This is a genomic window from Enterobacter sp. DC4 (genome assembly GCF_000568095.1).
Taxonomy (GTDB): Bacteria; Pseudomonadota; Gammaproteobacteria; order Enterobacterales; family Enterobacteriaceae; genus Enterobacter; species Enterobacter pseudoroggenkampii.
Map to the genome: position 1 here is coordinate 1 of NZ_AZUB01000013.1, position 13,437 is coordinate 13,437.

Below are 13,437 nucleotides of genomic sequence, written 5' to 3' on the forward strand. Positions count from 1 at the left end.
TTGCCTGGCGGCTTTAGCGCGGTGGTCCCACCTGACCCCATGCCGAACTCAGAAGTGAAACGCCGTAGCGCCGATGGTAGTGTGGGGTCTCCCCATGTGAGAGTAGGGAACTGCCAGGCATCAAATTAAGTAGTAAGCCGGTGCATAAATCCGGTGGTTACAAGCAGTCTTCGGTGGAGCGGTAGTTCAGTCGGTTAGAATACCTGCCTGTCACGCAGGGGGTCGCGGGTTCGAGTCCCGTCCGTTCCGCCACTTATTAAGACATTAAGCCTGCCCTATCGGCAGGCTTAATGGCAAAAACTTTAGGGGCGTAGCTCAGTTGGTAGAGCACCGGTCTCCAAAACCGGGTGTCGCGAGTTCGAGTCTCTCCGCCCCTGCCATATAGAATCCTTTGCTTCGGCAAAGGATTTTTTTTTGCCTGAAACGCTGCAGAAAACGCTTTTCTTAATTTTTCAGCCAGCATTCCTGCTGGCTGATATATCAATCCATTACATTGATTTTTAACAGATCTTTTATCTGTGATTGCTTATCACTGTTTTGCAGCCAAATCGCATACAGCGGCCTGGTAAGCGTGGTGGAATCCAGCACCGTATGCAGCCCCGCTTTAGTATCTGCCCAGCGAACAGGTAACCAGGTACAACCTCTCAGCAAGGGCAGCTGCTGACAGGCGATCTCCGCAGAGCTGGTCGTTAGCTGCGGAACATCATCAGGTGCAATCAATCCCGTCTCATGCTGCTGAAAATCAGGCCCCCATTCCAGCCGCAAATAGGTCAGGTCTGCCTTCATCATCGAAGGTTCAGAGGCATAAAGCGCCAGTCCAAACTGACCCACAATCTGGCTGCTAAATTCGTCCATCTTGGGGGCTTCGGTTGTGATCAGAAGATCAAGCTGGCGCTCATGAAGTTGCTTAACCAGCGACTGCCGTTGCGCAATCCTGGCTTCGAATTGCAGGTGACTGTGTGAATGATAAAGCCGGGTAAGCCACTGACTTAGCATACATTCCCACAGGGAAGCGCTGGCCCCTATCGAGAACTCATTATGCCTCGACGTATGTGCCACCTCTTTGCGTGCCGCCTGCCAGGTATTCATGAGCGTTTCAGCGTACGGCAGCAGTTTCTCGCCGGCAGGCGTTAAGCGAATATTGTTGCGATGGCGGGTAAAAAGATTCACACCCAGTTGATTTTCCAGCTGTCGAATACGAAAACTGACGGCTGACTGCGTCAGATAAAGGGCTTCCGCTGCTCGCCCAAAGTGGCGTGTTCTGCTCACTTCAAGGAAAGTTTTAAGCAATTCCGTATCCACATCTTTCTCCGCAAAATTATTTGTCGTTATGATTTAAATGTTTTGTTTTACACTCTGTCAAGCGTAACTAATACTCCGCGCCATAAATAGCTCGGCCAAAGAATTAGGAGCGTGTAGGATGGCGGAAAGCTTTACGACGACTAATCGTTTTTTCGACAATAAACATTATCCGCGCGGGTTCTCTCGTCACGGCGATTTCACCATCAAAGAAGCTCAACTGCTTGAGCGCCATGGTTATGCCTTTAACGAGCTGGATCTGGGTAAGCGTGAACCTGCAACCGAAGACGAAAAACAGTTTGTTTCTGTTTGCCGTGGTGAGCGTGAGCCGCAGTCTGAAGCGGAACGTGTGTGGATCAAGTACATGGCGCGCATTAAGCGTCCAAAGCGCTTCCATACGCTGTCTGGCGGTAAGCCGCAGATGGAAGGTGCAGAAGACTACACCGAGTCTGATGACTAAGATGATAAGAAGGGGCTACGGCCCCTTTTTTTATGCCAGCAACTTCTGCAGATGCAGCAGCAAACGATCGATAGCGCGATAGCTCAGCGCCTCCTGCAAATGTTTCCTCTCAATGTCAGTGCACCCCTCCACGTCAGCAATGGTTCTGGCCACTTTCAACAAACGCTGCCACGCACGTATGGATAGCCCGAACCGCGTCAACGTCTCCTCCAGCCATCCCGCATCCTCAATGTTAAGAGAACAAAACTGCCGGATCCCGGCATTATCCAGCCGCGCATTTAGCCTGTTCTGACGGGCGTACTGCCGCTTCTGGGCTGCAATCACCCGCTCGCGTACCTCTGCTGAGCTTTCACCCGTGATGCCCGTTTGCCTGAGCAGGCCCGGTGGAGGAAGCGGGATTTCGAGAGATAAATCGAAACGGTCGAGGAACGGGCCGGATAACTTACCGAGATAGCGCAATGTCTGCTCTGGCGTACAGCGGTTATGGTTGCCCTGGTAGTGGCCCGTCGGGCTGGGATTCATCGCAGCGACCAGCTGAAACTGCGCGGGATAGCTTATTTTGGCCCGCGTGCGTGAGATATGTATCTCGCCGGATTCAATGGGCTCCCGCAGTGCATCCAGCACGCGGCGCTCAAACTCCGGCAATTCATCAAGAAACAGAATGCCATTGTGTGCCAGCGAGATCTCACCCGGCCCGGGGATAGACCCACCGCCGACCATTGCCGTCAGTGAAGCGCTATGATGTGGGGAACGAAAAGGGCGACGGCGCCACTGTTTTTGCAACGATGCAGAACTGATGAGGCTGTATATGGCGGCACTTTCCAGCGCTTCATGATTATTGAGCGGTGGAAGCAACCCACTCAATCTGCTCGCCAACATGGTTTTACCCGTACCCGGCGGACCAATTAACAGAAGATTGTGTCCCCCTGCAGCCGTAATCTCCAGCGCCCGTTTCCCTTGCTCCTGCCCCATAATCTCGCTGAGATCCTCTGGAGCATCCGCTATAACATCATCACACTCCTCCGGCTCGGACAGTTCATGTCGCCCTTCCAGCCATGCACAAACTTCCTGTAAATGCCCCGCGATGAGGCATCCTTTTTCCGCGATAAGACTCACTTCTGATGCGTTTTCATTGGCGACAATGATTTGCCGCCCTGCACGTATGGCTTCCAGCGCTCCCGATATCGCCCCGGGAACGCCTCTTAACGCGCCTGTAAGCGCGAGTTCGCCAACGAACTCATACGAGCCTAGCCGTGTCGTATTAAGCTGCTCAGAAGCCGCGAGAAGAGCAATTGCGATAGGTAAATCATATCGCCCACCCTCTTTGGGAAGATCGGCAGGAGCAAGGTTGATGGTGATCTTCTTCGCGGGGAAGGCATAACCGCTATTTATTATTGCGCTGCGAACGCGATCCCTGGCCTCTTTAACCGTCGTTTCAGGTAACCCGACAAGCGTGAGTCCGGGTAGCCCGTTACTCAAATGAACCTCGACGGAAATAAGCGGTGCCTTTACCCCGAGAGCCGCACGCGTATAAACAACTGACAGTGACATTTGCACTACCTCCTGGTGCGACTATGCCAGCGCTTTTTTTGTCTGTTTAGCGTCATTTTGCGGATTTACGCCGCCTGTTCAGAGATTTTAATCGCATACTGAAACTCTTGCATAACCGTGGAAGCCTCCTCGCAGAATGTAAAAAGCCCCGTTTTGACGTTAAGAACCGCAGAAAAAAAATGAAAAATATTCATTTTCTAATTTCCGTATATAAAACAACGCTTTTAAGAAATATGATTCGCGGACTAACCAAATCCGTCATAAATAAATCTTGTGTTTGAATTAAAAACTGTGATAACTCTTTAGGTATTCCTTCGAACAAGATGCAAAAAGAACTGAAAATGACAGCCCTTCTACGAGTGATTAGCCTGGTCGTGATTAGCGTGGTGGTGATTATTATCCCACCGTGCGGGGCTGCACTTGGACGAGGAAAGGCTTAGAAATCAAGCCTTAACGAACTAAGACCCCCGCACCGAAAGGTCCGGGGGTTTTTTTATGACTAAAAAACGCAAATGAGGAGCAGAGCATGACGACTAGCACAAAATTCTGTTTCTCCCGATTTATGACGGGGAACTAACTATGAATGGGGCACAGTGGGTAGTACATGCGTTGCGCGCGCAGGGAGTCGAAACAGTATTCGGTTATCCGGGTGGCGCAATTATGCCGATTTACGATGCACTGTATGACGGCGGCGTGGAACATCTCTTGTGCCGACACGAGCAGGGTGCAGCGATGGCAGCCATCGGCTATGCCCGCGCGACAGGTAAAACGGGCGTGTGTATGGCGACTTCAGGCCCGGGCGCAACTAACCTCATCACCGGCCTGGCTGACGCGCTGTTGGATTCCGTTCCCGTTGTCGCCATCACCGGGCAGGTGGCGTCTTCGTTCATCGGTACCGACGCTTTCCAGGAAGTCGACGTCCTCGGTTTATCGCTGGCCTGCACCAAACACAGCTTCCTCGTCCAGTCTCTGGAAGAGCTGCCGCGCGTAATGGCAGAAGCGTTCGAAGTGGCAAACTCAGGTCGTCCTGGTCCGGTTCTGGTCGATATCCCGAAAGATATCCAGGTGGCATTCGGCGATCTGGAACCGCACTTCTCAACCGTTGAAAGCGACAATGCGTTTCCGGATGCGGAAGTTGAAGAGGCCCGTCAGATGCTGGCGCAGGCGAAACAGCCGATGCTGTACGTCGGCGGTGGCGTCGGCATGGCGCAGGCCGTTCCAACCCTGCGCGAATTTATCGCAACAACGCAGATGCCAGCGACCTGCACGCTGAAAGGTCTCGGTGCTGTCGACGCGGATTACCCCTACTATCTGGGCATGCTGGGGATGCACGGCACCAAAGCGGCAAACCTGGCGGTGCAGGCGTGCGATCTGCTCATCGCCGTAGGTGCCCGTTTTGACGACCGCGTCACCGGCAAGCTGAATACCTTTGCGCCGAACGCCAAAGTGATCCATATGGATATCGACCCGGCGGAGATGAACAAGCTGCGTCAGGCGCACGTTGCCCTCCAGGGCGATCTCAACGCGCTGTTACCGGCATTGCAGCAGCCGCTGGATATCAATGCATGGCGTCAGCACACCGCAGACATGCGCGCCGAGCACGCCTGGCGTTACGACCACCCCGGCGAGGCTATCTACGCGCCGCTGCTGTTGAAGCAGTTGTCCGACCGTAAACCGGCTGACAGTGTCGTCACCACCGACGTAGGCCAGCATCAGATGTGGTCCGCGCAGCACATGACCTACACCCGCCCGGAAAACTTCATCACCTCCAGCGGGTTAGGGACGATGGGCTTCGGTCTGCCAGCCGCCGTTGGCGCACAGGTTGCCCGCCCGAACGATACCGTAATCTGTATCTCCGGTGACGGCTCCTTCATGATGAACGTTCAGGAGCTCGGCACCGTTAAGCGCAAGCAGTTGCCGCTGAAAATCGTCTTGCTCGACAACCAGCGTTTAGGGATGGTTCGCCAGTGGCAACAGCTGTTCTTCCAGGAGCGTTACAGCGAAACGACCCTTACCGATAACCCCGATTTCCTCATGCTGGCCAGCGCTTTTGGCATCCCTGGTCAGCACATCACCCGTAAAGATCAGGTTGAAGCGGCGCTCGACACCATGCTGAACAGCGAGGGGCCTTACCTGCTTCATGTCTCAATCGATGAACTCGAGAACGTCTGGCCGCTGGTACCGCCTGGTGCCAGTAACTCACAAATGATGGAGAAATTATCATGATGCAGCATCAGGTCGCCGTACAGGCTCGCTTCAACCCGGAAACCTTAGAACGCGTTTTGCGCGTGGTGCGTCATCGTGGTTTTCAGATTTGCTCTATGAATATGGAGACGGCCACTGACGCCCGGAATATCAGTATCGAATTAACCGTTGCCAGCCCGCGGTCGGTCGACTTACTGTTTAGTCAGTTATCAAAGCTGGTAGACGTTGCCCATGTTGCCATCTGCCAGAGCACAACCACATCACAACAAATCCGCGCTTAAGCGTGACAGGACGAAAAAATGACGACAAAAAAAGCTGATTACATTTGGTTCAACGGTGAGATGGTTCGCTGGGAGGACGCGAAGGTCCACGTGATGTCCCACGCGCTGCACTACGGTACCTCCGTGTTTGAAGGCATCCGCTGCTACGATTCTCACAAAGGGCCAGTGGTGTTCCGCCATCGCGAACACATGCAGCGTCTGCATGACTCAGCCAAAATTTATCGTTTCCCGGTATCTCAGAGCGTGGATGAGCTGATGGAAGCCTGCCGCGATGTGATCCGTAAGAACAACCTGACCAGCGCCTATATTCGTCCGCTGGTCTTCGTGGGCGACGTCGGTATGGGCGTGAACCCGCCAGCGGGCTATACCACGGATGTGATCATTGCCGCGTTCCCATGGGGTGCCTACCTGGGTGCAGAAGCCCTGGAGCAGGGGATCGACGCAATGGTCTCTTCCTGGAACCGCGTTGCGCCAAACACCATCCCGACCGCCGCGAAAGCTGGCGGTAACTACCTCTCTTCACTGCTGGTCGGTAGCGAAGCGCGCCGTCACGGCTATCAGGAAGGTATCGCCCTGGACGTAAACGGCTACATCTCCGAAGGCGCAGGTGAAAACCTGTTTGAAGTGAAAGACGGCATCCTGTTCACGCCGCCGTTCACCTCGTCCGCGCTGCCGGGCATCACCCGTGATGCCATCATCAAGCTGGCGAAAGATCTGGGTATCGAAGTGCGCGAGCAGGTGCTATCTCGCGAATCCCTGTACCTGGCGGATGAAGTCTTTATGTCCGGTACCGCGGCTGAAATCACGCCGGTGCGCAGCGTAGACGGTATCCAGGTGGGCGAAGGCCGCTGTGGCCCGGTCACCAAACGCATTCAGCAAGCGTTCTTTGGCCTCTTCACCGGCGAAACAGAAGATAAATACGGCTGGTTGGATCAGGTTAATCACTAAGTATAAATTTGGGACGGCACGCACCGTCCCATTACATAGTCAGACGGGAGTAAATAAAGCATGCCTAAGTATCGTTCAGCCACCACCACCCACGGCCGTAACATGGCGGGTGCCCGCGCACTGTGGCGCGCCACCGGAATGACCGACGCCGATTTCGGTAAGCCAATTATCGCCGTGGTGAACTCCTTCACCCAGTTCGTTCCGGGCCACGTGCACCTGCGCGATCTGGGTAAGCTGGTTGCCGAGCAAATCGAGGCCTCCGGCGGCGTGGCGAAAGAGTTCAACACCATTGCGGTGGATGACGGTATCGCGATGGGTCACGGGGGCATGCTCTATTCACTGCCGTCGCGCGAACTGATCGCCGACTCGGTGGAGTACATGGTTAACGCCCACTGCGCCGATGCAATGGTCTGTATCTCCAACTGCGACAAAATCACTCCGGGGATGCTGATGGCCTCCCTGCGCCTGAATATTCCGGTGATCTTCGTCTCCGGTGGCCCAATGGAAGCGGGGAAAACCAAGCTCTCCGACAAAATCATCAAGCTCGACCTGGTTGATGCGATGATCCAGGGCGCGGACCCGAAAGTCTCTGACGAGCAGAGCGACCAGGTGGAACGCTCCGCGTGTCCGACCTGCGGCTCCTGTTCCGGGATGTTCACGGCGAACTCCATGAACTGCCTGACCGAAGCGCTGGGTCTTTCTCAGCCGGGCAACGGCTCGCTGCTGGCGACCCACGCCGACCGTAAGCAACTGTTCCTCAATGCCGGTAAACGTATCGTTGAGCTGACCAAACGCTACTACGAGCAGGATGACGCCAGCGCGCTGCCGCGCAGCATCGCCAGCAAAGCGGCGTTCGAGAACGCCATGACGCTGGATATCGCCATGGGCGGTTCCACCAACACCGTTCTGCACCTGCTGGCCGCCGCGCAGGAAGCCGAAATCGACTTCACCATGAGCGACATCGACAAGCTGTCCCGTAAAGTGCCGCAGCTGTGTAAGGTCGCGCCGAGTACGCAGAAGTACCACATGGAAGACGTGCACCGTGCCGGTGGCGTCATCGGTATCCTCGGCGAGCTGGATCGCGCCGGGCTGCTGAACCGTGACGTGAAAAACGTCCTCGGCCTGACGCTGCCGGAATCGCTGGACCAGTACGACGTGATGCTGACCAAAGACGACGCGGTGAAAAAAATGTTCCGCGCGGGTCCTGCCGGTATTCGCACCACCCAGGCGTTCTCGCAGGACTGTCGCTGGGACACCCTGGACGATGACCGCGCCGAAGGCTGCATCCGCTCGCTGGAACACGCCTACAGCAAAGACGGCGGCCTGGCCGTGCTGTACGGTAACTTTGCGGAAAACGGCTGCATCGTGAAGACCGCTGGCGTGGACGACAGCATCCTGAAATTCACCGGTCCGGCGAAAGTGTACGAAAGCCAGGATGAAGCGGTAGACGCTATCCTGGGCGGTAAAGTGGTGGAAGGCGACGTGGTTGTCATCCGTTATGAAGGGCCGAAAGGCGGCCCGGGCATGCAGGAGATGCTCTACCCAACCACCTTCCTCAAATCGATGGGCCTCGGTAAAGCCTGCGCGCTGATCACCGACGGGCGTTTCTCCGGCGGCACCTCTGGTCTCTCCATCGGCCACGTTTCACCGGAAGCGGCAAGCGGCGGCAACATTGCCATCATCGAAGACGGCGACCTGATCGAAATCGACATTCCTAATCGCGGCATTCAGCTCAAACTTACCGACCAGGAGATCGCGGCCCGTCGTGAAGCCCAGGAGGCCCGCGGCGACAAAGCCTGGACGCCGAAAGATCGCCAGCGCGAAGTATCCTTCGCCCTGCGCGCCTACGCGAGCCTTGCCACCAGTGCAGATAAAGGCGCGGTGCGCGATAAATCTAAACTTGGGGGCTAATGATGGCCGAGTCACAACCCTTATCCGCCGCCCCCGAGGGGGCGGAATACCTGAGAGCGGTGCTGCGCGCGCCGGTCTATGAAGCCGTGCAGGTTACGCCCCTGCAGAAAATGGAAAAACTCTCTTCGCGCCTCGACAACGTTATCCTGGTCAAGCGCGAAGACCGTCAGCCGGTGCACAGCTTCAAGCTGCGCGGCGCCTACGCGATGATGGCCGGGCTGACCGACGAGCAGAAAGCGCGCGGCGTGATTACCGCCTCGGCGGGCAACCACGCGCAGGGTGTCGCTTTCTCTTCGGCCCGTTTAGGTCTGAAAGCGCTGATCGTGATGCCGGTCGCTACCGCCGACATCAAAGTCGATGCGGTACGCGGTTTCGGCGGCGAAGTGCTGCTCCACGGGGCTAACTTCGACGAAGCGAAAGCCAAAGCGATCGAGCTGGCGCAGCAGCAGGGGTTCACCTGGGTGCCGCCGTTCGACCACCCGATGGTGATTGCCGGGCAGGGGACGCTGGCGCTTGAACTGCTGCAGCAGGATGCCCATCTCGACCGCGTGTTTGTGCCGGTCGGCGGCGGCGGCCTGGCCGCGGGCGTGGCGGTGCTGATCAAACAGCTGATGCCGCAGATCAAAGTCATTGCCGTGGAAGCGGAAGACTCCGCCTGCCTGAAAGCGGCGCTGGATGCGGGCCATCCGGTCGACCTGCCGCGCGTCGGGCTGTTTGCCGAGGGCGTGGCGGTGAAGCGTATTGGCGACGAAACGTTCCGCCTGTGTCGGGAGTATCTCGACGATATCGTCACGGTGGATAGCGACGCCATCTGCGCGGCGATGAAAGATCTGTTCGAAGACGTGCGCGCGGTGGCGGAACCGTCCGGCGCGCTGGCGCTGGCAGGGATGAAAAAATACATCGCGCAGCACAATATTCGCGGCGAACGTCTGGCGCACGTGCTGTCTGGTGCCAACGTGAACTTCCACGGTCTGCGCTACGTTTCCGAGCGCTGCGAGCTGGGCGAACAGCGGGAAGCGCTGCTGGCGGTGACCATCCCGGAAGAGAAGGGCAGCTTCCTGAAGTTCTGTCAGCTGCTGGGCGGTCGTTCGGTGACGGAGTTTAACTACCGTTTTGCCGATGCCAAAGACGCCTGTATTTTTGTCGGCGTGCGCCTGAGCCGCGGCGTGGAGGAGCGCAAAGAGATCCTCAACCTGCTGCATGAGGGCGGCTATAGCGTGGTCGATCTCTCTGACGACGAGATGGCGAAGCTGCACGTGCGCTACATGGTCGGCGGGCGTCCATCGAAGCCGCTCAGGGAACGTCTGTTCAGCTTCGAGTTCCCGGAATCGCCGGGCGCGCTGCTCAAGTTCCTGCACACGCTGGGCACGCACTGGAACATCTCCCTTTTCCACTACCGCAGCCACGGTACCGACTACGGCCGCGTGCTGGCGGCGTTTGAACTGGGCGAGCACGAGCCGGATTTCGAAACGCGGCTGAACGAGCTGGGCTATGAGTGTCACGACGAAACCCATAACCCGGCGTTCAGGTTCTTCCTGGCAGGTTAGTGGTTCGGCAATATCGTCCAGAACGCATCAATAAGCGGCTCATGCAGCCGCTTTTTTTGTGCGCACACGCCAAGCTCAAACGGCGTCTTCTCGTCGCTGCGCTCCAGAATCATTACGCGATTGCGCACCGGTTCCGGGCTATTTTCCAGCACCACTTCCGGCAGCAGCGCCACGCCGCAGCCCAGCGCCACCATCGACACCATCGCTTCATGGCCGCTGACCGTGGCGTAAATCGACGGGTTGCTGATTTTCTGACGGCGGAACCACAGCTCAATGCGGCGGCGCACAGGCCCCTGATCGGCCATGATAAACGGCACCGTGGACCAGTCCGGTTTTTCCACCGACACCTGATTACGCACCGGGCAGGGCAGCGCGGGGGCAATCAGCACCACCGCCAGATTCTCCAGCATCGAGAACGCTACCGCACCCGGCAGGGTTTCCGGCTTCCCGGCAATGGCGAGATCCGCTTCGCCCGTCACCACTTTTTCCATTGCGTCGGAGGCGTCGCCGGTAGTGAGCTTAATTTCAACCGACGGATGTGCCGCGCGGAAGCGGTCGAGAATGGGCGGCAGATGGCTATAGGCGGCGGTCACGGAGCAGAAAATATGCAGCTCACCGGAAAGCGACGGCCCCTGCTGGTCAATCGAGTGACGCAGCTGCTGGTACTGCAACAGCGTCTGCTGGGCAAAAATGCGCAACTCTTCGCCCGCTTCCGTGAGGGTGACGGTGCGGTTGTCGCGCACGAACAGCGGCTGGCCGAGGTCTTCCTCGAGGCGCTGGATCTGGCGCGAAAGCGTGGAGGGGCTAACGTGCATCGCCCGCGCGCTGCGGCCAAAGTGACGGCTTTCCGCCAGGTGCAGGAACATTTTCAGATCGCGTAAATCCACTGATTCCACTCCCTCTTTTTATATTGCAAAAATTGCAACGTGACGTTGTGAATATATCAATTTCCGCAATAAATTTCCTGTTGTAATGTGGGTACATTCTCGCTGAAACGCGAACCGAACAATAAGACACACAACATCACGAGGTATCACCCATGGCTAACTACTTTAATACACTGAACTTGCGCCAGCAGCTGGCGCAACTGGGCAAATGCCGCTTCATGGCGCGCGACGAATTTGCCGATGGCGCGAGCTACCTTCAGGGTAAAAAAGTGGTCATCGTCGGCTGTGGCGCACAGGGTCTGAACCAGGGCCTGAACATGCGTGACTCCGGTCTGGATATCTCCTACGCCCTGCGTAAAGAAGCGATTGCCGAGAAGCGTGCTTCCTGGCGTAAAGCGACCGAAAACGGCTTCAAAGTGGGTACCTACGAAGAGCTTATCCCGCAGGCGGATCTGGTGGTTAACCTGACCCCGGACAAACAGCACTCAGACGTTGTACGTTCTGTACAACCGCTGATGAAAGACGGTGCCGCGCTGGGCTACTCCCACGGCTTCAACATCGTTGAAGTGGGCGAGCAGATCCGTAAAGACATCACCGTAGTGATGGTGGCACCGAAGTGTCCGGGTACGGAAGTACGCGAAGAGTACAAGCGTGGCTTCGGCGTGCCGACACTGATCGCAGTTCACCCGGAAAACGATCCGAAAGGCGAAGGCATGGCGATTGCCAAAGCATGGGCAGCGGCGACCGGCGGCCACCGTGCGGGCGTTCTGGAATCGTCCTTCGTTGCCGAAGTGAAATCTGACCTGATGGGCGAGCAGACCATTCTGTGCGGCATGCTGCAGGCCGGTTCTCTGCTGTGCTTCGACAAGCTGGTGGAAGAAGGTACTGACCCGGCCTACGCTGAAAAACTGATTCAGTTCGGCTGGGAAACCATCACCGAAGCGCTGAAGCAGGGTGGTATTACGCTGATGATGGACCGTCTGTCCAACCCGGCAAAACTGCGTGCTTACGCGCTGTCTGAACAGCTGAAAACCATCATGGCGCCGTTGTTCCAGAAACACATGGACGACATCATCTCCGGCGAGTTCTCTTCCGGCATGATGGCAGACTGGGCGAACGACGATAAGAAACTGCTGACCTGGCGTGAAGAGACCGGTAAGACCGCGTTCGAAACCGCGCCGCAGTATGAAGGTAAAATCGGCGAGCAGGAGTACTTCGATAAAGGCGTCCTGATGATCGCGATGGTGAAAGCAGGCGTTGAGCTGGCGTTCGAAACCATGGTCGATTCCGGCATCATCGAAGAGTCTGCATACTACGAATCACTGCACGAGCTGCCGCTGATTGCGAACACCATCGCCCGTAAGCGTCTGTACGAAATGAACGTGGTGATCTCTGATACCGCAGAATACGGTAACTACTTGTTCTCTTACGCCTGCGTACCGCTGCTGAAAGAGTTTATGACCACTCTGCAGACGGGCGATCTGGGCAAAGCGATTGCTGAAGGTGCCGTGGACAACGCGCAGCTGCGCGACGTGAACGAAGCGATTCGCAGCCACCAGATCGAGAAAGTGGGTCACAAACTGCGTGGCTACATGACCGATATGAAGCGTATCGCGGTAGCGGGCTAACAATCTTGTCGGGTGGCGCTTCGCTTACCCGACCTACAAAACCGTAAGATGTAGGCCGGGTAAGGCGCAGCCGCCACCCGGCTTTTTTATTTGCGATACAGCACTTTAATCACGTGGTAGCCGAACTGCGTGTGCAGCGGGCCGGTTGGCTCCAGCACCGGGCAGGAGAAGACCACTTTATCGAACGCCGGTACCATCTGACCCTGGCGGAATTCACCCAGATCGCCGCCGCGTTTGCCTGACGGACAGATAGAGTGCTTCTTCGCCAGTTTGCCGAAGTCGGCGCCGTTTTTTATCTGCTCCAGAAGATCCAGAGCCAGTTTCTCTTCTTTAACAAGAATATGCAGTGCTGCTGCTGTTTTTGCCATGATCGTGCCTTGAATAGGTTGAGATAAATCGGGGCGCAATATACCACGCGTCAGCGGCGATAAAGCACCTTAATGATATGGTAGCCAAATTTGGTTTTTACCGGGCCGTAGGGCTTCAGAAGCGGGCAGCTAAAGACCGCCTGATCGAACGGGCCGACCATCGCACCTTGTTGAAACTCCCCAAGATCACCGCCATTGCGCCCGGACGGGCATTTAGAGTAACGCTTCGCCAGATGATCAAAGCTGATGCCGCGCTCCAGCTTGGCCAGGATCTCCTGGGCCAGTTTCTCTTCTTTTACCAGAATATGCAGGGCTGCTGCGGTCTTTTTCATGGTTCTGCTCTAAGGGTTAA

At 56.6% G+C, this 13,437-nt stretch carries 14 protein-coding genes, 2 tRNA genes and 1 rRNA gene; 12 read left to right on the plus strand and 5 right to left on the minus strand.

Annotated elements, in window-relative coordinates:
• Positions 1 to 3: 3 nt before the first annotated feature.
• From rrf to P349_RS01890, 3 genes are all read left to right on the plus strand, one after another.
• Positions 4 to 119, plus strand: a 5S ribosomal RNA gene (gene rrf / locus P349_RS01900).
• A 56-nt stretch (positions 120 to 175) separates the two neighbouring features.
• Positions 176 to 252 (plus strand) — tRNA-Asp (locus P349_RS01895).
• 52 nt (positions 253 to 304) lie between these two features.
• Positions 305 to 380: transfer RNA gene (locus tag P349_RS01890), tRNA-Trp, on the plus strand.
• A 100-nt stretch (positions 381 to 480) separates the two neighbouring features.
• On the opposite strand, the gene hdfR is transcribed toward P349_RS01890, so the two are convergent.
• Positions 481 to 1,302: an HTH-type transcriptional regulator HdfR gene (gene hdfR / locus P349_RS01885; RefSeq protein ID WP_024907953.1), complete on the minus strand. Its 822-nt coding sequence runs from the start codon at positions 1,300 to 1,302 to the stop codon at positions 481 to 483.
• A 118-nt stretch (positions 1,303 to 1,420) separates the two neighbouring features.
• Between hdfR and P349_RS01880 the strand changes: the two genes are divergently transcribed.
• Entirely contained in the window at positions 1,421 to 1,759 is a 339-nt protein-coding gene (locus P349_RS01880; protein ID WP_008501577.1) for a DUF413 domain-containing protein, read from the plus strand.
• Positions 1,760 to 1,789: 30 nt separating this feature from the next.
• Here the strand turns inward: P349_RS01880 and P349_RS01875 are convergent, their stop codons facing one another.
• Positions 1,790 to 3,310: a YifB family Mg chelatase-like AAA ATPase gene (locus tag P349_RS01875; protein WP_032646100.1), complete on the minus strand. Its 1,521-nt coding sequence runs from the start codon at positions 3,308 to 3,310 to the stop codon at positions 1,790 to 1,792.
• Positions 3,311 to 3,651: 341 nt separating this feature from the next.
• Here P349_RS01875 and ilvL point away from each other — a divergent pair, with 341 nt between their 5' ends.
• From ilvL to ilvA, 7 genes are all read left to right on the plus strand, one after another.
• Entirely contained in the window at positions 3,652 to 3,750 is a 99-nt protein-coding gene (ilvL, locus tag P349_RS25800; protein ID WP_001311244.1) for an ilv operon leader peptide, read from the plus strand.
• A gap of 86 nt (positions 3,751 to 3,836) precedes the next feature.
• Positions 3,837 to 3,887 carry a peptide IlvX gene (gene ilvX, locus P349_RS26680; RefSeq protein ID WP_166792073.1) on the plus strand — a complete coding sequence of 17 codons (51 nt, stop codon included), beginning with the start codon at positions 3,837 to 3,839 and terminating at the stop codon, positions 3,885 to 3,887.
• A gap of 2 nt (positions 3,888 to 3,889) precedes the next feature.
• Positions 3,890 to 5,536: an acetolactate synthase 2 catalytic subunit gene (gene ilvG / locus P349_RS01870; protein ID WP_032646099.1), complete on the plus strand. Its 1,647-nt coding sequence runs from the start codon at positions 3,890 to 3,892 to the stop codon at positions 5,534 to 5,536.
• Positions 5,533 to 5,796, plus strand: coding sequence for an acetolactate synthase 2 small subunit (gene ilvM, locus P349_RS01865; RefSeq protein ID WP_024907956.1), 264 nt, complete (start codon positions 5,533 to 5,535; stop codon positions 5,794 to 5,796). Before ilvG ends, ilvM begins: the two co-directional genes overlap by 4 nt.
• 18 nt (positions 5,797 to 5,814) lie before the next feature.
• Positions 5,815 to 6,744, plus strand: a complete 930-nt coding sequence (gene ilvE / locus P349_RS01860) for a branched-chain-amino-acid transaminase (protein WP_023309654.1) — start codon at positions 5,815 to 5,817, stop codon at positions 6,742 to 6,744.
• A gap of 60 nt (positions 6,745 to 6,804) precedes the next feature.
• Positions 6,805 to 8,655 (plus strand): dihydroxy-acid dehydratase, encoded by a 1,851-nt coding sequence (ilvD, locus tag P349_RS01855; protein WP_032646098.1) that lies wholly within the window; start codon positions 6,805 to 6,807, stop codon positions 8,653 to 8,655.
• A gap of 2 nt (positions 8,656 to 8,657) precedes the next feature.
• Positions 8,658 to 10,202 carry a threonine ammonia-lyase, biosynthetic gene (ilvA, locus tag P349_RS01850; protein WP_039267211.1) on the plus strand — a complete coding sequence of 515 codons (1,545 nt, stop codon included), beginning with the start codon at positions 8,658 to 8,660 and terminating at the stop codon, positions 10,200 to 10,202.
• Here ilvA and ilvY read toward each other — a convergent pair.
• Positions 10,199 to 11,089, minus strand: coding sequence for an HTH-type transcriptional activator IlvY (gene ilvY / locus P349_RS01845; RefSeq protein ID WP_023333829.1), 891 nt, complete (start codon positions 11,087 to 11,089; stop codon positions 10,199 to 10,201). The two genes, ilvA and ilvY, sit on opposite strands and share 4 nt — an antisense overlap.
• 152 nt (positions 11,090 to 11,241) lie before the next feature.
• Between ilvY and ilvC the strand changes: the two genes are divergently transcribed.
• Positions 11,242 to 12,717, plus strand: a complete 1,476-nt coding sequence (ilvC, locus tag P349_RS01840) for a ketol-acid reductoisomerase (protein WP_021242831.1) — start codon at positions 11,242 to 11,244, stop codon at positions 12,715 to 12,717.
• An 86-nt stretch (positions 12,718 to 12,803) separates the two neighbouring features.
• Here the strand turns inward: ilvC and ppiC (P349_RS01835) are convergent, their stop codons facing one another.
• Both ppiC (P349_RS01835) and ppiC (P349_RS01830) read right to left on the minus strand, forming a co-directional pair.
• Positions 12,804 to 13,085: a peptidylprolyl isomerase PpiC gene (gene ppiC / locus P349_RS01835; RefSeq protein ID WP_008501570.1), complete on the minus strand. Its 282-nt coding sequence runs from the start codon at positions 13,083 to 13,085 to the stop codon at positions 12,804 to 12,806.
• 50 nt (positions 13,086 to 13,135) lie between these two features.
• Positions 13,136 to 13,417, minus strand: a complete 282-nt coding sequence (gene ppiC, locus P349_RS01830) for a peptidylprolyl isomerase PpiC (protein WP_004886860.1) — start codon at positions 13,415 to 13,417, stop codon at positions 13,136 to 13,138.
• Positions 13,418 to 13,437: the final 20 nt, after the last annotated feature.